Here is an 18,135-nt window from a genome sequence, read left to right as displayed (position 1 = left end):
TACGGTTTTACCGTAATTATATTCCTTTTGAAGTGTTTTTAATCGAAAAAGAAAAATAAACATTCACAGATTCGCAAAAAAAATCTACATTCATGAGATTTTTATAAATAAACACCAAAATAATTAAACAAAACTCATGAAAAACATTATTTTATTATTAATTGTTTGTTTTCTTGTAATTGGAAGCAGTTTTGCTCAAGAGCGAAATTGTGCCTCCATGGAAAACCTAGAGTACCGAATGCAACAAGACCCAGGTCTTGCACAACGAATGGCCCAAATTGAGTCTTACACACAAAACAAGATTGAAAACATGGAGCAATCAAGAATTGATGGTTCTATCATTACAATTCCTGTAGTTGTTCATGTTATTTACAGCAATTCTAATGAGAATATTAGTGATGCACAAATCTTATCTCAAATCCAAGTGTTGAATGACGATTTCAGAAGAATGAATTCGGATGCTAATAATACCTGGTCTCAGGCTGCGGATACGCAAATCCAGTTTTGTATGGCAACAGTAGATCCTAATGGGAATCCTACTAATGGAATTACAAGAAAATCTTCGTCTAAAACATCTTGGGGAACCAATGATGCCATGAAAAAATCTTCGCAAGGTGGAGTTGACCCATGGAATACGTCGCAGTATTTAAATATGTGGGTATGTAATATTGGGGGTGGAATTTTAGGTTATGCTCAATTTCCTGGAGGTAGTGCAGCAACTGATGGCGTGGTTATTGGCCCAAATTATTTTGGAAGTAAAAATGGTGGCTCAGGATTTTATTTATCCTCACCTTTCAATTTAGGTAGAACAACAACCCATGAGGTAGGTCACTTTTTAAACCTACGTCATATTTGGGGTGATGGTGGATGCTCAGTGGATGATTTTGTAAGTGATACACCAACATCAGATGCAGCAAACTACGGTTGTGCTACAGGACATGTATCTTGCGGAACTACTGATATGGTTCAAAACTATATGGATTATAGTGATGATGCCTGTATGAATTTGTATACTGTAGGACAAAAAAACAGAATGCGCGCAGTTTTGCTACCGGGCGGTGCAAGAGCTAGTTTGGGAGCTTCAACAAAATGCGATGGAGGAGGTAGTACTCCTACTTGTTCTGATGGCGTACAAAACGGCGACGAAACAGGTGTTGACTGTGGTGGTTCTTCTTGCGAACCTTGTCAAACATCATGTTCAGAAAACGAAGTAATTCTTTCTATAAAATTCGATAATTATCCAGCAGAAACGGCTTGGTCTCTTAAAAATGCAAGTGGTACCACAGTGGCCTCGGGTGGAACTTATGGTTCTCAATCTGGTGGGTCTACTATTTCGGAAACCTTATGTTTAGCTGATGGATGCTATACATTTACAATTACCGATACCTATGGAGATGGTATTTGCTGTTCTTATGGTAATGGTAACTATTCCGTAACAGGAGCAACTGGAGTTCTGGCTTCAGGAGGATCATTTGGTAAATCGGAAGCGACTAATTTCTGTGTAGGAAGTGCGCCAACACCAACATGTTCTGATGGTATTCAAAATGGAGATGAAACAGGAATAGATTGTGGTGGTTCGTCATGTTCACCTTGTTCAACTGGTGGTACGGATGTGCTTCACGAAGGTTACTTTGAGTCTGGTTGGGATGGATGGTCTGATGGAGGAAGCGATTGTGCTCGTTACTCAGGTTCTCGTTCTTATGAAGGAAATTATTCTATTCAATTAAGAGATAATTCTGGAACAGCTTCAGCAATGACCTCTCCATCTTTTAACTTATCAGCTTATAACCAAGTGGAAGTTGAGTTTTATTTTTATGCTTACAGTATGGAAACTAACGAAGATTTCTGGTTACGTTTCTATAATGGTTCTAGTTGGTCTACAGTGGCAAGCTATGCAAGTGGAGTTAATTTTAATAACAACACCTTCTATACGGCAACTGTCACGCTAGATGCTTCTCAATATAATTTTGGTAGCAATTCTCAATTTAGATTTCAATGCGATGCAAGTAATAATAGCGACTATATTTATATAGATAAAGTAATTATTAGAGGTATTGGTTCTGGATCTAAAGGATTAGGAAATTCCATAGAAGCTATTAAAACTGTAGATACAAATGATGGTTTTACTTCTGAAGAAGATTTCCTTTTATACCCAAACCCAGTTAAAGGAACTGTATTGAATGTGAAATTACCAGGAAATACGGCAGGAACTTTTAGAATTATTAATATGATTGGTCAGGTAGTACTTACCGGAAATTCTATTAAAGAAATAAACGTGAGCAGCTTAAAAACTGGCATGTACTTTATAGAAGTAAATGATGGTGAAGAAATTATGACTAAGAAATTTATTAAACAATAGTTGAAACAATCTATTGAAAATAAGAAGTCCAGAGTGAAAACTCTGGACTTTTTTAATTATTAAAACTCAAGAAAGAAGACTTTATAAAGTATTAAATATGAATAATTTCATTGTCATGAAGTAACTCATCACCTCTAAGTCTTAAGAATATTTGAGCCACAGCAATGGTGTCTTTTTCGCAGTAAGTTATAATTCTATCTATTTCTTTTTCTTCGTAATACACACGATAAACTTCACTGCCATCGATATCGTCTTTTGGTGAAGGAATGCCTAAAATATTGGTAAGTAATTTTAAGGAAGTGTAGTGCTTGTAATCGCCAAATTTCCATAATTCCAAGGTGTCTAAATGTGGAACTTCCCATGGTTTTTTTCCAAAGAGATTTAATTTATAAGGCAATTCAATATTGTGAATAATCATGCGTCTAGCTATATAAGGAAAGTCGAATTCCTTGCCATTATGAGCGCATAACAAATGTTTGGTCTGATTGAAATGTGAATTTAGAAGGTTTTTGAAGTTTTTTAGAATTTCAGGTTCTTCGCCATAAAAGGATGTTACCCTAAAATTTCTAAGGTCTCCTTGATTTTTAAAATAACCGACAGAAATACAAACTATTTTTCCAAATTCCGCCCAAATACCTGCTCGGTCATAAAATTCTTCAGCAGTGAATTCATCTTTTCTTTGGTATTGAGTTTTATGCTCCCAAAGACCTTGTTTGGTTTCATCTAAATCTGAAAAATATTGAGTTTCTGGAACTGTTTCTATATCCAAAAAGAGAATGTTTTCGAGATTTAATTTATCAATCATCTAATTAGAATTTAAGACTTTGTTAATAAAGCTACACATTGTTTTCCAAATATTCCAGCAATTCCTGCTGCAAAGCCTCCAATAATTCCGGTAATGAATATGAGTAAATAGGCATTTCCGTTTAAAGGCAATAATATGGCCATCTTTTTAGCTAAAATAAAATCGTTGGCACTACTGAGCCAAAAGCTATAGCTTATCCAAAAAAGAGTGATTGCCAAAAAGGGAACTACAAAAACAGAAGCTCGTTTTAAACTAAAAAACATACTTGTTGCAAATGCAGTTACCATAACGGACCACCAAGGTAAAAACTGGGAAAGAACAAGTGCAATTAAAATGGTGGCTATAAAATTAATGATGTTTTTAGTCATAATTATGGAGTTAAAGTTTGGGTAGAAATAATACCTTCCGTAGTATTTTGGTCTTGAATAAAAAGCGCTTCAAAATACTCGCCAACGGCCCAACGATCTATAAAATTATCGTAATATTTACTGCCTGGATTTCCAGATTGTCCACCGGGATAAATACCATAGGCTTTTGGAGGTGTGCTCATTTCAACAATCATTCGCCAAGATGGACCATGATTTGTATCTGCTGCATTTACGGTGTTTCTGTCGCCACCAATGGGTAAGTCAAATCTTGAAAAGGCCGGTAATCCTTGTAATAAATGCCCAACATAGGCACCTTTATAAGCTTGCCAATTATAATCTCCATGGGTTTTTTTCCACGCACTAAGCTCTTTAACAGTTTCTTTAAAAGTTATTAAAAATAAATCTTTAGAAGTTTCTTTTTCAGGGGTTGCCAGAATATCCATAAAGTCATCCTCAGGGTGGTTTTTAAGCATGTATATGGTTTGATAAATAAATGGTTTGGTATAGGCCACGTTTTCATCTTCAAATTCGTCCCAAGTTATTGGGTATAGTTTTTTCCACCATAAATCCCAGATACTTGGTGCTATTTTGTCAATATCACTATTATAATCCCAGTCTTTAATTAATTTTAAAACATTTTGCTCTTCCTGGTTTAAGCTAGAAGTATCCATGTGTTCTAGCATATATGGCAATAATTCTGAAGCTTTCAAATTGTAATTATTGTTCTGTAAATCTTTAAAATCTTGGATGCTAAAGGTTTCTTTTGAATTGAAAAAATCGTTAATCACGCGGTTTCTATATGTTTCATAACCATCGTTAAATACATAAAATGGATACGATGAATCTACAGGATGTTGATTGGCAGAACTAATAAATCCTCGTTCTGGATTTTTTGAAAAAGCATTGTGCTTTTTTGGAATAAAGCTTTGCCAGTCGTGATTTGGATTACTTCCATCCATTAAGAATTTACCTTGACCTTGCCATTTATTAGGAAATAAACCTTGAATCCAAATAGCAATATCTCCTGAGGTAGAAGCAAAGGCAAAATTTTGTGCGGGAGCTACCCAATGTTGAAGCGCAGCTAAATAATCATCGTAATTTTTAGAGGAGTTTAGGTCGATTAAAGTTCTTTGATTGTTACCGCCAATGTGTCCAATCCATTTCATGGCATAACCTTCTTTTTGACTATTACCTTTAAAAGTATGATCGTAACTTACAGGACCGTGATGGGTGTAAATTACTGAATCTAAAAAGGTTTCTTTCCCACGAATTTTAATTTCTTCAACTCTTAACCTAGCATCTTTCCAAGTGTTATTGTATTTGTACTGGGTTCTATTCTTATCTTTAAATTCAATTTTATACCAATCTTTTACATCTCTTGTAGCATTAGTTTCGGCCCAAGCAATATCTGTGTTAAAGCCTGAAACTACTCCCATAGCTCCAGGTAGAGTTGCTCCATAAGAGTTGTGTTCTGGGGTAGCCAATTGCATCACAAACCAAATTGAAGGCAAATTAATCCCTAAATGAGGGTCGTTGGCAAGAATGGCATGTCCTGAATAAGATTTCTTTCCAGACACAGCCCAGTTATTACTTCCATTGTTAGGATGAGGTTTGTCCATGGTTTCTGAAATAGTATCCAATGGGATTTCGCTTAGCGGCGTTTCGGTGATGAAGGTATCTATATAACTCCAATCGGTATCTTTTGGAATAATAGGATCGTTTACATCAAAAAAATCGGGATATAACAGATCAAATCTTTCAGCTCCCAATAACCTTAACGCATTCGTGAATTCTAGATCGTTTTCTCGGCTACATAGCATATCCGTCATGTACATGAGTAGATAAGCTGTTTTATCCACCGACCAGAATTCTGGCTTGTAGCCTAGTAATTTATATTCTACTGGATAATCTTTTGGATTTAAAGATTGTATGTAGCTATTGACACCATCACTATAGGCTTTAAGTAATTCTAATATTTCCGGATCATCTGCTTTCATTTTTGCAAGGGCATTTTCTGCTCCAAAGCCCATGCCTTTTCTACGTTGAGCCCTGTCGTAGTCCAGAGCCTTACTACCTATAATCTCCGAAAGCCTCCCGGCTGCTGCAAAGGTTTGGAAATCCATTTGCCAAAGCCGATGTTTGGCTGTAATGTAGCCTTGTGCTTTGTATAAATCCGTGTCGTTTTGTGCAAAAATATGTGGGACTAGATTTTCATCGTAATGCACGGTAACCTTATCTGAAAGTCCTTCTATTTTAATATTTCCAGTGGTAGATTCGGTTTGTTCATTTTGCCAAATTCCTTGGGCTGGATTTAAAAAATCACCAAGGGCAGGTAGCGACCCAAATTTTGTGTTTAAGCCGAAAAAAACGCCAATAAGCACCACTAAGGAAACTAGAAACTTGAAGTATTTCATTTAAGTAAATTTTAATAATAAAGATAGAAATATTTTGGACGCATTTTAGGTTTCAAAGTAAATTACAACCTAAAATTAAAATAAGGATTGTTGCTTATTAGGGCTTTCGTGGTCCAACAACCATTTTTTTCTATGCAAACCTCCGGCGTATCCAGTTAAACTCCCATCGCTACCCATAACACGATGACAAGGAATAACAATCCATAAAGGGTTTTTGCCATTGGCATTAGCTACAGCTCGAATAGCTTTAACATCGTTTAGTTGTTTTGAAAGCTCAAGATAAGAAATGGTTTTGCCATAGGGAATGGTTTTTAATTCATTCCAAACTTGCTTTTGGAAAGTCGTTCCTTCTGGATTTAAATGTAAATCGAAATGTGTGCGCTTACCTTCAAAATACTCCTTTAGTTGCTGTGCGCAATCTTCTAGTTCTGTCGGAAGAATCTCCGTGATTTTCTCCTCTGAATTTAATATGATAATAGATGAAATACCATTTTCATCTCCAGTAATTTTGGTATAACCTAATGGCGTATGTATAATACATTCTTCCATTAATCTTCAGGTTTGAAGTCGTCTATTATTCCAAGTCGTTTTGCTCTAGCTTCCCAGCTGCGTCTAGCTAAAAGTTGTAAGTCTGGAACATCATCGCTTTCATCCATAATCTCTAGCCCTAATAGGGTTTCAATAAGATCTTCCATGGTTACTAGTCCGCTTATAGAGCCGTATTCATCAACGACTAAAGCCATGTGGTTTTTGCTTTCAATTAATTGCTCAAATAAGCGAGGAATTGGCACACTTCTATTAACTATAATAATGTTTCTCTTTATGTCAGACAGTAATTTATCACCATTTCCAAAGGCCATTTCCTTAAACACTTCGTCTTTTAAAACGAGTCCGGTTATATTATCCAGGTTATTCGTGAAAACTGGAATTCTAGAAAATTTTATGTTGGCATTGTTTTTAAAAAAATTCTCAATACTTTGGTTTTCATTCTCAATGGTCATTACGGTTCGTGGCGTCATTACATCCTTTGCTTGAACCTCTTTAAGGGTCAGCATGTTTTTAATGACTTTACTTTCAGATTCTTGGAAAACACCCTCTTCTTCTGCGATGTTCGTCATGGCTTGAAAATCTTCTCTACTTAAAACACTGCCGTGTCCATTGCCGCCAATAAGCTTGGTTGTAAGGCGCAAAAGCCATAAAATACCCGTATATTTTAGAGGAAATATTAAAATATTAAGGACAGTTGCTGTAAAACTTACTAAGGATTTCCAATAGGAAGCTCCAATTGTTTTTGGAATAATTTCTGAAACGATTAATATTAGCAAAGTCATGATGGCCGAAATAACTCCAACTGTATTTATTCCGAAGACTTCTATTTTAAATGGTAATTTTTCAGCTTCAATACCAACCATCATAGCACCTAAAGTATGCGCAATTGTATTTAGGGTAAGAATGGCTATTAGTGATTCATCTACATCAGCTTTAAGTGCTTCTAATTTAAAAGCATAGTCTTTGCCTTCTTGCTTTTTAACATTAATAAATGTTGGCGTTACACTTAGTAAAACGGCTTCCAAGATGGAACATAAAAATGAAAAGAAAATAGAAATTGTTGCCCAAAGGATGAGTGTGGTCATTAATGTGTTTTTTTGATTCAGGCTAATTTACAAAATCCATTTTATAATAAAATCAAAAGACCTCATTGCTTTTAAAGGCATGAGGTCTTCTTGGACTTATGGTTTTTGAAATTTTTATGAATTTAATAATTTCACAACATCCTTCGCAAAGTAGGAGGCAATAATATCTGCGCCAGCACGCTTCATGGCTGTAATTTGTTCCATCATAACTGCGTCATGGTCTAACCATCCTTTTTCAGCTGCTGCTTTCAGCATCGCGTATTCTCCTGAAACTTGATACACAGCAACAGGTACGTCTACTTCGTTTTTAATATCACGAACAATATCTAGGTAGCATAATCCGGGTTTTATCATAACAATATCCGCACCTTCATCAATATCCATTTCGGTTTCACGAAGTGCCTCAAAACGATTGGCATAATCCATTTGATAGGTTTTTTTGTCTTTTGGAATATCCTTTAAATCTACAGGTGCTGAGTCTAGAGCATCACGAAAAGGACCGTAAAAAGCCGAAGCGTATTTAGCCGAGTAGCTCATGATACCGGTGTTTAAAAAACCTTCATCTTCAAAAGCTTCACGAATGCTTAATATCCTACCATCCATCATATCGCTTGGAGCTACAAAGTCGGCTCCCGCACGAGCGTGGGATAAACTCATTTCTGTTAATAAATCGACACTCTCATCGTTTAGAATCACCCCGTTTTCTATAATGCCATCATGTCCGTACATAGAATAAGGGTCCATGGCTACATCTGTCATTACCAGCATGTCAGGGCACGCGTTTTTTACCGTTTTAATGGCTCGTTGCATTAAACCTTTTGGATTTACAGCTTCTTTTCCGACATTGTCTTTTAAATTATCAGGAACTTTTACAAAAAGTAACACCGATTTTAAACCAAGTTTCCAAAGCTCTTTTACTTCTTTTTCTAGCAAGTCTAGGCTATAACGATAATAATTAGGCATGGAAGCAATTTCTTCTTTTACTCCTTTTCCTTCCACTACAAATAGTGGCACTAAAAAATCGTTTGGAGAGATAATAGTTTCACGAACCAAGCTTCTAATAGCTTCGTTTGTTCTTAATCTTCTATTTCTTTTTATTGGATACATATTTTATTGATTTTTGGCATAACCTAAGTAATACCATGTTTCATTTTCTTTAATAAAAGTTGATTTTTCATGAATTACATCAACATGACCGTTTTCATAAAAATAAGCGTTAAACGTTACGGTTCCATCTTTGTCGTTATTTAAACCATGGGTGGTTTCTAATACTTCTAGTTTTATCCACTCAACAGATTTGGCCCAATTTTCAATAGCTTTTTTCTCTGAATTTGGTCTGGTAGAACGATGATGGGTTTGCATTAAATAATCGCCATTAGCTAGAACAAAGGCGCTATATCGAGAGCGCATAAGTTGTTCCGCAGTTTCTGTTTTTCCATTATTTAAATGAAAAACCTCACAACACGCTTTATAGGTTTTATTATTTCCGCAGTAACAATTCATCTTATGCCCAATCTATAGGGTTTTGTAAGACATTGATTAATTTTTCCTCTGGGCTTCCAGCTACTGGATGATGATCGTAAACCCATTGTACATGTGGAGGTAGACTCATTAAAATACTTTCAATCCTCCCGTTTGTTTTAAGTCCGAAAAGAGTTCCTTTATCATGAACTAAATTGAATTCTACATAACGTCCACGTCTGATTTCTTGCCAAGTTCTTTGCGCGTCAGTATATGATAACTCTTTGCGTTTTTCAACAATAGGAACATAAGCTTCAAGGAAACTATTACCAACTTCTGTTACGAAATTGTACCAGTTTTCCATGGACATGTCTTCTGTAGCTTTGCAATAATCGAAAAATAAACCTCCAACTCCGCGACCTTCATTTCTGTGTGAGTTATAGAAATATTCGTCGCAACGTTTTTTATAATTTGGGTAAAATTCAGGATGGTGTTTATCGCAAGCCGTTTTACAGGTTTGATGAAAATGTTGGGCATCTTCTTCAAATAAATAATAAGGGGTTAAATCTTGTCCGCCACCAAACCAACTATCTACAATATCTCCGTTTTGATCGTACATCTCAAAATAACGCCAATTTGCATGAACAGTAGGAACCATTGGGTTTTTAGGGTGTAATACCAAGCTTAAACCACAGGCAAAAAAATCGGCATCTTTTACTCCAAAATGGTTGCGCATGGTTTCAGGAAGTTCTCCATGGACTGCAGAAATATTAACACCACCTTTTTCAAAAACATTCCCATTTTCAATAACACGGGTTCTTCCTCCACCACCTTCCGGGCGTTCCCAAAGGTCTTCTTGAAATTTGGCTTTGCCATCTACAGATTCAAGTTTTGAAGTAATTCTGTTTTGTAAGTCTTGTATGTATTGGTAAAATTTATCTTTCATTTTGGTATGATTAAATAGAGCATAAAGCTTTCTACGACCATTTAGGGTTTTTAATAATGCAATTCATAAAGCTCCATATCTAAATTTACTTCTCCTGAAGTGTGTTCTTGGTTTAGAGTTTTAGTCCAAGTATATCCACAACGTTGGGCTACGTGAATGCTACGCGTATTTGTTTTATGAATAATGATTTGTAAGTTTTTTAATCCTAGTTCTTCATGAGCAAATTTGGTTGCAGCTTTAATGCTTTGAGTAATCCATCCTTTGCCAGAATACGCTGCACCAATGCAGTACGCAAATTCCCCTTGTTTTAACTGATAATTTATGTTTTTTAGAATGATTAACCCAGCTACCTCTTTTGTTTCTTTATCCTTAACGGCAAAAGTGAATTCTGTTTTATTCTTTCTAGCTTTATTTTGCTTTGATATATAGATTTTAGAATCTTTTTCAGACAGATTTTGTTCTAGAGTATTGGGTAAATACTTCTGAAACTTTCTTCCATTAGAAATCATTAATGCACTTAAACTTGAAGCGTCTTTTGGTTTAAGCGCTTCAAGTGTAAATGTTTCTGTTGAAAAAGTCATTTTTTAAACGCGATATTCTTTTACAGCATCAATAAATGCTTTGGCATTATCTAAAGGAATGTTAGGTAGGATTCCATGTCCTAAATTCACGATATATTTATCTTTTCCGAATTCGTTAATCATTTGATGAACCATTTTTTTGATTTCGGCTGGCGGCGAAAATAATCTTGTTGGATCGAAATTCCCTTGTAATGTGATGTTTCCACCAGTTAAATATCGTGCGTTTTTAGCGGAACAAGTCCAATCTATTCCTAAAGCAGAAGCTCCCGATTTAGCCATTGTGTCTAGTGCAAACCAACATCCTTTTCCAAAAGCAATTACTGGAGTTTCATCCTTTAATGCATCGATGATTTGTTGAATATATTGCCAAGAGAATTCTTGATAATCTACAGGAGAAAGCATTCCTCCCCAAGAATCGAAAACTTGAACGGCATTCACACCAGCTTTTACTTTTTCTTTTAAATAAGCAATGGTCGTGTCTGTTATTTTCTGTAATAATTGGTGTGCCGCAACAGGGTTGGTAAAACAAAACTCTTTAGCTTTGTCGAAATTCTTGCTGCCTTGACCTTGTACGCAATAGCATAAAATAGTCCATGGAGAGCCAGCAAAACCAATTAAAGGAACCTCGTCATTAAGAAGTTCTTTTGTAGCTTTTACTGCTTGGTACACGTAATCCAATTCAACTTTCACATCTGGAACTATGACGTTATCAACATCTTTTTGTGTGCGAATAGGATTTGGTAAATAAGGACCAAAATTGGGTTTCATTTGAACCTCAATATTCATAGCTTGAGGAATTACTAGGATATCGCTAAATAAAATGGCGGCATCCATCCCGTATCTACGGATGGGTTGAACTGTAATTTCGCTGGCTAATTCAGGTTTTTGACAACGTGTAAAGAAATCGTACTTTTCTTTTATTGCCATAAATTCCGGTAAATATCGTCCGGCTTGACGCATCATCCAAACAGGTGGGCGTTCAACAGTTTCACCTTTTAATGCTCTTAAAAATAAATCGTTTTTTATGCTCATATTTTCTGACATCCCTTTAATTCAGGAATTTTTTTAATTGTACTTTAATTCTTTTAGTCAATAAAAACAATTGTGTTTGCTATGACCTTTTTATTTTTTCAAGGTGCTTTATTCCTTGGCTGAAATTTTAGTTGTAATGTTCGTTTACTAATTCAATGACACTTTCAACCGTTGGAATTTTTGCTACTCGAACATCTTTAAAATGTTTGCTAGCTTCTAAAGCTGTGGAATCTCCAATACAGAATGCAATGCCGTTGGCGTGGTTTTTCTGCATAAAACTTTGAACAGTTGATGGGCTATAAAACATCACCCCTTCAATATCTTGTTCAACTTCAAAAGAATCGTATTTAGTTTGATAAGCTTCTATTTCGTTTATTTTGATGTTGTTTTTAGTTAAAATACTAGGAATATAGTCTAGTCTTAAATTGCTGCAGAAGTAAGTTACCTCTCTTTCTTTTAAGTTTTTAGCTAAATACTCGGCTAAATCTTTTCCGTAATTTTCGGAATACACGACTTTTCCAATTCGTTTTTCTACCATGCGTTTGGTTCTACGACCAACACAATAAATATTTTCGAATTTCAAATCCTCTTTGGGGCAATTGGTTAAAATAGCATCCACAGTATTTTGACTGGTGATGATCACGTTTTTCATAGGAGCTTTTAAAACTGCCGGAGAAATTCTATTTATACTAATTTTAATGGCATCGTTACTTGTTGCTACAATATCAGTGTTTAAAAGTTGCATTTGCCCTTCGGTTAGTGACTTGGTAGAATAGATATTAGTCTTTTTATTTCCCGATTTAATACCATTCATTATAACTTTTCCTCCTCTACTTATAACGTAGTCTGCACAGTATTGGGCTATGTTTTGGTGGTTGCCTAATTTTTCAGTTCTAGTAACTTCAATTTTCTTCTCACCATTCGGACTCAATAAAACACCTTTAAAGGTAACTTCTTCATCTTTAATATAGGCCAAAGCACCAATTGGTGCTGAGCAACCTCCTTCAAGTATGTTTAAGAATTTACGTTCTATAGTGGTGCAAATTTCGGTTTCTTCGTGGTTTAATTCAGCACAAATAGCTCGAACTTCTTCATCTTCTTCTAATGCAGTTATTACAATAGCACCTTGTGCTGGAGCTGGAATCATCCAGTCCAAATTTTCAATATTTTCAGGTTTAATGTTTAGTCGGCCTAAACCTGCTGCTGCAAAAATAGCTCCATTCCAATCTTCGTTATCCTGAAGTTTTTGTAGCCTTAATTGAACATTTCCTCTTAAACCTACAACCGTGTGAGTAGGGAATCTGTTGAGCCATTGGGCACGTCGGCGTAAACTTCCGGTAGCTACTATGGCGTCTTTTTGTGCTAAAAACTCTTCGTTATTTTTAAATACTAACGTGTCTTTAATATTTCCTCGTTTAAGAACAGCGGCTTGAACAATACCAATTGGTAAAATAGTTGGAACATCTTTAAAAGAATGAACCGCAATGTCAATATCTCCATTTAGCATGGCTATATCTAGGGTTTTAGTAAAAACACCGGTTATTCCTAATTCGTATAGCGGTCTATCTAAAACTAAATCGCCAGTAGATTTTACTGGAACGAGTTCTGTTTTATGACCTAAATGTTCTAATTGTTGTTGTACGGTTTTGGCTTGCCATAGCGCTAACTGGCTATCGCGTGTTCCAATTCTAATTATTTTAGACATGGTTTGTAGTGGCTTCTAATTGAAAAACCTTTTTTATAAGTTCTAGGTTTTCGTCTATGGTACTAGCGTCATCCCTTAAATGATGCGCAAAGTGATTAGTAATTTTCTGTATGATGTTGTTGCTGATTATTTCGGCTTGCTCTTCGTTAAAATCAGGTAGTTTTTTACGTTGAGTATCTAATTCAGCAATCTTGAAATCGTTTAATTTTAGCTTTAATGCTTTAATTGTTGGCGCAAATTTTCTAGTTTCTAACCATCCGTTAAATTCAGTTTCAACTTCCGAAATAATTTGTTGTGCCAAAGGAATTTGCTCCTTGCGTTTTTCTAGGGTTTCGTCAGTTATTTGAGACAAATCATCTAAATGTATCAAGGTTACGTGGTCCAATTCCCTTACGTTGCTATTTACATTTTTCGGAATAGATAAATCTAAAATTAATAAAGGTTTTTTAGATTGAATAAGATGCTTGTCAACCGTTGGGTTTTGAGCTCCAGTGGCTACAATTAAAACATCCGACTGATTTATTTCTTCTTGTAAATTGGCATAATCCTTAACCAAAACATTGAATTTGCCTGCAACTTCTTCTGCTTTAGTTTTTGTTCTGTTTATTAAGGTTATATGCTCGTTTTTTGTGTGTTTTACAAGATTTTCACAGGTGTTTCTTCCAATTTTTCCAGTACCAAAAAGCAAAATATTTTTATGACTTACATCGGCTACATGGTTCATGATGTATTGTACAGAAGCAAAAGAAACGGAGGTGGCACCAGATGAAATGTTGGTTTCTGTTTTAATGCGTTTGCTAGCTTGTATTACGGCATTTATTAAACGCTCTAAGAAGGCATTTAAAAGTTGTTCTTTTTTGGAAACTCTTGCACTAGAACGTAGTTGACTAATAATTTCAAAGTCTCCAAGAATCTGACTATCTAACCCTGATCCTACTTTAAACATATGCGAAACAGCTTCTTTGCCCTTGTATACATAGGCTACATCTTGAAACTCCTCTATGGTTCCTTTAGTGTTTTCGCAAAGTAATTTAATAAGTTGATATGGATGTTCTGCAAATCCGTATAATTCGGTTCTGTTACAAGTAGATGTTACAATTAAACTCTCTAATCCGGTTTCCTTAGCTTGTTTTAATAAATTAATTTTAGCTTGATCGTCCAAACTAAAATGACCTCTAATTTCAGCGTCTGCCTTTTTATAGCTTAAGCCAATGGCGTAAAAATAGGTAGATTTTGATGTGTTCATGTATTCCATACCTGATAGGGAAATTTTCGGAACAAATGTATATCTATGTTTAGACAAAAAGTAACGCTAAAAGAACTTTAAGTGTCGTTACGGGTTTTTTAACTTTAATTTTATATAAAACCTGATAAATGTCATATTTTTGCACTCGTATCAATGCTTTTAGACTATTTAGTTTAGAACCAATCTAAATAAATAAAGATGAGTACAAGTTTTAATAATGATAAAAATATCGCTCGAGGTTCTTTTGAAGAACTAGAAATTGAAAAGGATTTCTTTGTATTAACCTATCGTAACGAAAGCGGTGTTTTAGAAAGTCTTGAACGTGAGATAGATAGTAGTTTTATTCAATTTCACTATTGCGTGAAGGGTTCAAGTAAGTTTGTTTTCAACGAAGGAAGATATGCCTTAGATATTCAAGATGAAAACTCCTTATTGCTATATAATCCACAACGCGACCTGCCTATTCATTTAGTAGCACAGCCAAATTCTTGGTTGGTTTCTGTGCTGATATCCATTAAGAAATTTCACAGCTTATTTTCACAAGAAGCCGATTATATAACCTTTTTAAGCGAGGATAATAAGGATAAAAAATATTATAAGGATGGAAAGATTACTCCGTCTATGGCCATTGTGTTAAACCAACTTATTAATTTTAACTTAAATGCTTCTATTAAAAGCTTATACTATAAAGGAAAAGCGTACGAGTTATTAAGTTTATATTTTAATAGGAATGAAGATGCTAATATTGAGCAATGTCCATTTTTGGTTGATGAAACGAATGTGATTAAAATTAGAAAAGCTAAAGATATTATTATAGCAAGAATGGCTGAGCCCCCTACATTACAAGAATTGGCAGATGAAATTCAACTAAGTTTAAAAAAATTGAAAGAAGGATTTAAAGAGATTTATGGAGATTCTGTGTTTAGTTTCTTGTTTGATTATAAAATGGAAGTGTCAAGAAAATTGTTAGAATCTGGAAATCACAATGTTAATGAGGTGGGTTTAAAAGTAGGTTATAGTACTTCTAGCCATTTTATTTCGGCTTTTAAAAAGAAATATGGAACCACCCCAAAAAAATATTTAATGTCGGTATCTTCGCAGACTTAATATATGATGTTTTTAAAAAATGGAAATTCCATTTTTCTGTCCCTTAACCGCTAAACAAAAGAAAAAGTATGAAAGGCGTATTATTTGTAAATCTAGGATCACCAGAAAGTCCAACGGCTAAAGATTTAAAACCATATTTAGATGAGTTTTTAATGGACGAGCGTGTTATAGATGTTCCTTATTGGGCTAGAGTTCTTATAGTTAGAGGAATTATTCTGAATACAAGACCAAAGGCATCGGCCGAAGCTTATAAAAAGATTTGGTGGGAAGAAGGTTCTCCTCTCATTGTTATTTCTGAAAGATTACAAGAAAAAGTGCAACAAAAGGTAGAAAACTACCCAATTGCCTTAGCCATGCGTTATGGTAGTATGACCATTAAGAAAGGCTTGCAAGAGCTAGTTGACAAAGGTGTGGATGAGGTTTTGTTGGTTCCTTTGTATCCTCAATTTGCTATGGCAACCACGGAAACTATTTTAGTGCTTGCCGAAAAACTTCGAAAAGAACATTTCCCAAATTTAAAAATTACAGATTTCCCACCTTTCTATAAAGATCCTGACTACATTGAAGTTTTGAGCGATAGTATTTCAAAGAACTTGGAAGGAAAATCAATCGAACATTTATTGTTTTCATACCACGGAGTCCCAGAGCGACATATTTATAAGAGGGATGTAACTAAATCTCATTGTAAAATAGATAAAAGTTGCTGTGTTACTCCATCAAGTGCACACGAGTATTGCTACAGACATCAATGTTTAGAAGTGACTAGATTAGTAGCTGAAAAACTAGATTTAAAACCAGGAACCTATTCTACTAGTTTTCAATCACGTTTAGGCTTCGACCCATGGTTAAAGCCACCTACAGATAGAACTATTGAGCGTTTAGGAAAGGAAGGGATTAAAAATATGGCTGTTGTTACCCCTGCTTTTGTTAGTGACTGTTTAGAAACCCTAGAAGAAATAGCTATGGAGGGACAGGAAATTTTCCACGAAATAGGTGGAAAGGAATTTACTACCGTTCCTTGTTTAAATGTCGATGAACCTTGGGTAAATCTTTTAGCAAAATGGATTAAAAACTGGGCAGAACCTAGTATTGCATAATTTAGTTTAATGGCAAAAATATCTTCAAACGATTTAGGGACCCAACCCATAGGAAAACTGTTAATTAGACAGGCTGTTCCGGCATCTATAGGAATTTTGGTCATGTCGCTTAATATTCTTGTGGACACCATTTTTGTAGGGAACTGGATTGGGCCTACAGCTATTGCTGCTATTAATGTCGTTTTACCTGTTTCTTTTTTTATTGCTGCCTTGGGGATGGCTATTGGAATTGGAGGTTCTTCTATTATTTCACGAGCGCTTGGAGGGGCTAAAACAGAAAAGGCCTTTAAAACTTTTGGGAATCAGATAACTCTAACCTTGCTGTTTACCATTACCATGGTTGGTTTAGGTTTGTATTATGTAGATTCTATTATTCCGGCATTTGGAGGTAAAGGAGCACTTTTTGAACCGGCTAAAATCTATTATGTTATTGTGCTTTATGGCGTACCCTTTCTAGGGCTTTGCATGATGGGTAACACCGTTATTAGAGCAGAAGGGAAGCCTAAATTTGCTATGTACGCCATGATGATTCCATCCGTTGGGAATTTAATCCTGGACTACGTATTTATCAATTTGTTGGATCATGGAATGGCCGGAGCAGCGTGGGCAACAACCATTTCTTATTTACTGTGTTTTGGTTTCGTGTTGTGGTTTTTTGTCTCTAAAAATTCAGAGTTAAAAATTAAAATTTCAGATCTTTTTCTTCATAAAAAAGTGGTTGCAGAAATAGCTTCTTTAGGTGCTGTTACGCTTGCAAGACAGGCCATTGTTAGTATTACCTACTTGTTTATGAATAATATTCTTTTCGACTTGGGGGGAGAAACTTCTGTTACAGCCTATGCAATTGTAGGAAGAATGCTCATGTTTGCCTTATTTCCGGTTTTTGGAATTACTCAAGGATTCTTGCCAATTGCAGGTTATAATTACGGGGCATCGCAATTTTCAAGAGTTAGAGAGGTTATAAACACAGCCTTAAAATACGCAGTTATTTTAGCCAGTATTATATTTGTATTACTCATGGTGTTCCCTGAGAATATTACTAGATTATTTACTCAAGATCCAGAGGTGTTAAAAGAAACTCCAAGTGCCATGAGATGGGTTTTTGCAGCAACACCAATTATTGCGTTTCAACTTATTGGAGCAGCTTATTTTCAAGCGATAGGAAAAGCTGTTCCTGCACTTTTCTTAACTTTAACTAGACAAGGGTTCTTTTTTATCCCTTTAATTTTAATTTTACCTTATTTTTACGGTGAATTAGGTGTGTGGATGTCTTTTCCAATTTCGGATTTATTGTCCACCTTGGTAACAGCATATTACTTGAACAAAGAAGTGAAATCCACCCTAATCGTTACAATGGAAGAAAATCAATAAGCACTTTTA

General features: G+C 35.2%; 16 protein-coding genes. 4 read left to right on the top strand and 12 right to left on the bottom strand.

The genetic code is table 11. From position 1 onward, the window contains the following. The first annotated feature begins 136 nt into the window (after nt 1-136). Entirely contained in the window at nt 137-2,359 is a 2,223-nt protein-coding gene (locus VKY41_RS05045; protein WP_500813348.1) for a M43 family zinc metalloprotease, read from the top strand. A 91-nt stretch (nt 2,360-2,450) separates the two neighbouring features. Here VKY41_RS05045 and VKY41_RS05040 read toward each other — a convergent pair whose 3' ends face one another. The 12 genes from VKY41_RS05040 to hemA all read right to left on the bottom strand — a co-directional run bounded on the left by VKY41_RS05040 (nt 2,451) and on the right by hemA (nt 14,560). After that, entirely contained in the window at nt 2,451-3,164 is a 714-nt protein-coding gene (locus VKY41_RS05040; protein ID WP_500813347.1) for a 3'-5' exonuclease, read from the bottom strand. A gap of 11 nt (nt 3,165-3,175) precedes the next feature. After that, nucleotides 3,176-3,532: a hypothetical protein gene (locus tag VKY41_RS05035; RefSeq protein WP_500813346.1), complete on the bottom strand. Its 357-nt coding sequence runs from the start codon at nt 3,530-3,532 to the stop codon at nt 3,176-3,178. A 2-nt stretch (nt 3,533-3,534) separates the two neighbouring features. Further along, nucleotides 3,535-5,946, bottom strand: coding sequence for a penicillin acylase family protein (locus VKY41_RS05030; RefSeq protein WP_500813345.1), 2,412 nt, complete (start codon nt 5,944-5,946; stop codon nt 3,535-3,537). 75 nt (nt 5,947-6,021) lie between these two features. Then, entirely contained in the window at nt 6,022-6,495 is a 474-nt protein-coding gene (locus VKY41_RS05025; RefSeq protein WP_500813344.1) for a methylated-DNA--[protein]-cysteine S-methyltransferase, read from the bottom strand. Further along, nucleotides 6,495-7,580: a CNNM domain-containing protein gene (locus VKY41_RS05020; RefSeq protein WP_500813343.1), complete on the bottom strand. Its 1,086-nt coding sequence runs from the start codon at nt 7,578-7,580 to the stop codon at nt 6,495-6,497. The genes VKY41_RS05025 and VKY41_RS05020 overlap by 1 nt, the downstream gene beginning before the upstream one ends. Nucleotides 7,581-7,694: 114 nt before the next feature. Then, complete coding sequence (gene hemB / locus VKY41_RS05015) at nt 7,695-8,687, bottom strand: porphobilinogen synthase (RefSeq protein WP_500813342.1); 993 nt, start codon at nt 8,685-8,687, stop codon at nt 7,695-7,697. 3 nt (nt 8,688-8,690) lie between these two features. Then, entirely contained in the window at nt 8,691-9,083 is a 393-nt protein-coding gene (locus tag VKY41_RS05010) for a YchJ family protein (RefSeq protein ID WP_500813341.1), read from the bottom strand. A gap of 1 nt (nt 9,084) precedes the next feature. Continuing rightward, on the bottom strand, nt 9,085-9,987 hold the full coding sequence (gene hemF / locus VKY41_RS05005; protein ID WP_500813340.1) for an oxygen-dependent coproporphyrinogen oxidase: 903 nt from the start codon (nt 9,985-9,987) through the stop codon (nt 9,085-9,087). A 50-nt stretch (nt 9,988-10,037) separates the two neighbouring features. After that, nucleotides 10,038-10,568: a GNAT family N-acetyltransferase gene (locus VKY41_RS05000; protein WP_500813339.1), complete on the bottom strand. Its 531-nt coding sequence runs from the start codon at nt 10,566-10,568 to the stop codon at nt 10,038-10,040. Nucleotides 10,569-10,571: 3 nt separating this feature from the next. Beyond that, nucleotides 10,572-11,600, bottom strand: a complete 1,029-nt coding sequence (gene hemE, locus VKY41_RS04995) for a uroporphyrinogen decarboxylase (protein ID WP_500813338.1) — start codon at nt 11,598-11,600, stop codon at nt 10,572-10,574. 127 nt (nt 11,601-11,727) lie between these two features. After that, nucleotides 11,728-13,305: a hydroxymethylbilane synthase gene (gene hemC / locus VKY41_RS04990; protein ID WP_500813337.1), complete on the bottom strand. Its 1,578-nt coding sequence runs from the start codon at nt 13,303-13,305 to the stop codon at nt 11,728-11,730. Beyond that, nucleotides 13,298-14,560 (bottom strand): glutamyl-tRNA reductase, encoded by a 1,263-nt coding sequence (gene hemA / locus VKY41_RS04985; RefSeq protein ID WP_500813336.1) that lies wholly within the window; start codon nt 14,558-14,560, stop codon nt 13,298-13,300. The genes hemC and hemA overlap by 8 nt, the downstream gene beginning before the upstream one ends. A 189-nt stretch (nt 14,561-14,749) precedes the next feature. Between hemA and VKY41_RS04980 the strand changes: the two genes are divergently transcribed. The 3 genes from VKY41_RS04980 (at nt 14,750) to VKY41_RS04970 (ending at nt 18,126) form a co-directional block, all read left to right on the top strand. Next, the gene (locus VKY41_RS04980; RefSeq protein ID WP_500813335.1) at nt 14,750-15,658 is read left to right on the top strand and encodes a helix-turn-helix transcriptional regulator; all 909 of its coding nucleotides are present in this window, start codon (nt 14,750-14,752) and stop codon (nt 15,656-15,658) included. Between the two features lie 68 nt (nt 15,659-15,726). Continuing rightward, complete coding sequence (hemH, locus tag VKY41_RS04975) at nt 15,727-16,755, top strand: ferrochelatase (protein WP_500813334.1); 1,029 nt, start codon at nt 15,727-15,729, stop codon at nt 16,753-16,755. A 9-nt stretch (nt 16,756-16,764) separates the two neighbouring features. Next, the gene (locus VKY41_RS04970) at nt 16,765-18,126 is read left to right on the top strand and encodes an MATE family efflux transporter (RefSeq protein WP_500813333.1); all 1,362 of its coding nucleotides are present in this window, start codon (nt 16,765-16,767) and stop codon (nt 18,124-18,126) included. Nucleotides 18,127-18,135 lie beyond the last annotated feature (9 nt).

Origin of the sequence: Xanthomarina sp. (assembly GCF_035306605.1) — a bacterium.
In the GTDB taxonomy this organism is placed as follows: domain Bacteria; phylum Bacteroidota; class Bacteroidia; order Flavobacteriales; family Flavobacteriaceae; genus Xanthomarina.
This window is presented reverse-complemented; position numbering and strand designations above follow the sequence as displayed.

Coding starts and splice junctions, on each gene's coding strand:
- VKY41_RS05045 (WP_500813348.1), top strand. CDS start 137: ATGAAAAACATTATTTTATTATTAATTGTTTGTTTTCTTGTAATTGGA.
- VKY41_RS05040 (WP_500813347.1), bottom strand. CDS start 3,164: ATGATTGATAAATTAAATCTCGAAAACATTCTCTTTTTGGATATAGAA.
- VKY41_RS05035 (WP_500813346.1), bottom strand. CDS start 3,532: ATGACTAAAAACATCATTAATTTTATAGCCACCATTTTAATTGCACTT.
- VKY41_RS05030 (WP_500813345.1), bottom strand. CDS start 5,946: ATGAAATACTTCAAGTTTCTAGTTTCCTTAGTGGTGCTTATTGGCGTT.
- VKY41_RS05025 (WP_500813344.1), bottom strand. CDS start 6,495: ATGGAAGAATGTATTATACATACGCCATTAGGTTATACCAAAATTACT.
- VKY41_RS05020 (WP_500813343.1), bottom strand. CDS start 7,580: ATGACCACACTCATCCTTTGGGCAACAATTTCTATTTTCTTTTCATTT.
- hemB (WP_500813342.1), bottom strand. CDS start 8,687: ATGTATCCAATAAAAAGAAATAGAAGATTAAGAACAAACGAAGCTATT.
- VKY41_RS05010 (WP_500813341.1), bottom strand. CDS start 9,083: ATGAATTGTTACTGCGGAAATAATAAAACCTATAAAGCGTGTTGTGAG.
- hemF (WP_500813340.1), bottom strand. CDS start 9,987: ATGAAAGATAAATTTTACCAATACATACAAGACTTACAAAACAGAATT.
- VKY41_RS05000 (WP_500813339.1), bottom strand. CDS start 10,568: ATGACTTTTTCAACAGAAACATTTACACTTGAAGCGCTTAAACCAAAA.
- hemE (WP_500813338.1), bottom strand. CDS start 11,600: ATGAGCATAAAAAACGATTTATTTTTAAGAGCATTAAAAGGTGAAACT.
- hemC (WP_500813337.1), bottom strand. CDS start 13,305: ATGTCTAAAATAATTAGAATTGGAACACGCGATAGCCAGTTAGCGCTA.
- hemA (WP_500813336.1), bottom strand. CDS start 14,560: ATGGAATACATGAACACATCAAAATCTACCTATTTTTACGCCATTGGC.
- VKY41_RS04980 (WP_500813335.1), top strand. CDS start 14,750: ATGAGTACAAGTTTTAATAATGATAAAAATATCGCTCGAGGTTCTTTT.
- hemH (WP_500813334.1), top strand. CDS start 15,727: ATGAAAGGCGTATTATTTGTAAATCTAGGATCACCAGAAAGTCCAACG.
- VKY41_RS04970 (WP_500813333.1), top strand. CDS start 16,765: ATGGCAAAAATATCTTCAAACGATTTAGGGACCCAACCCATAGGAAAA.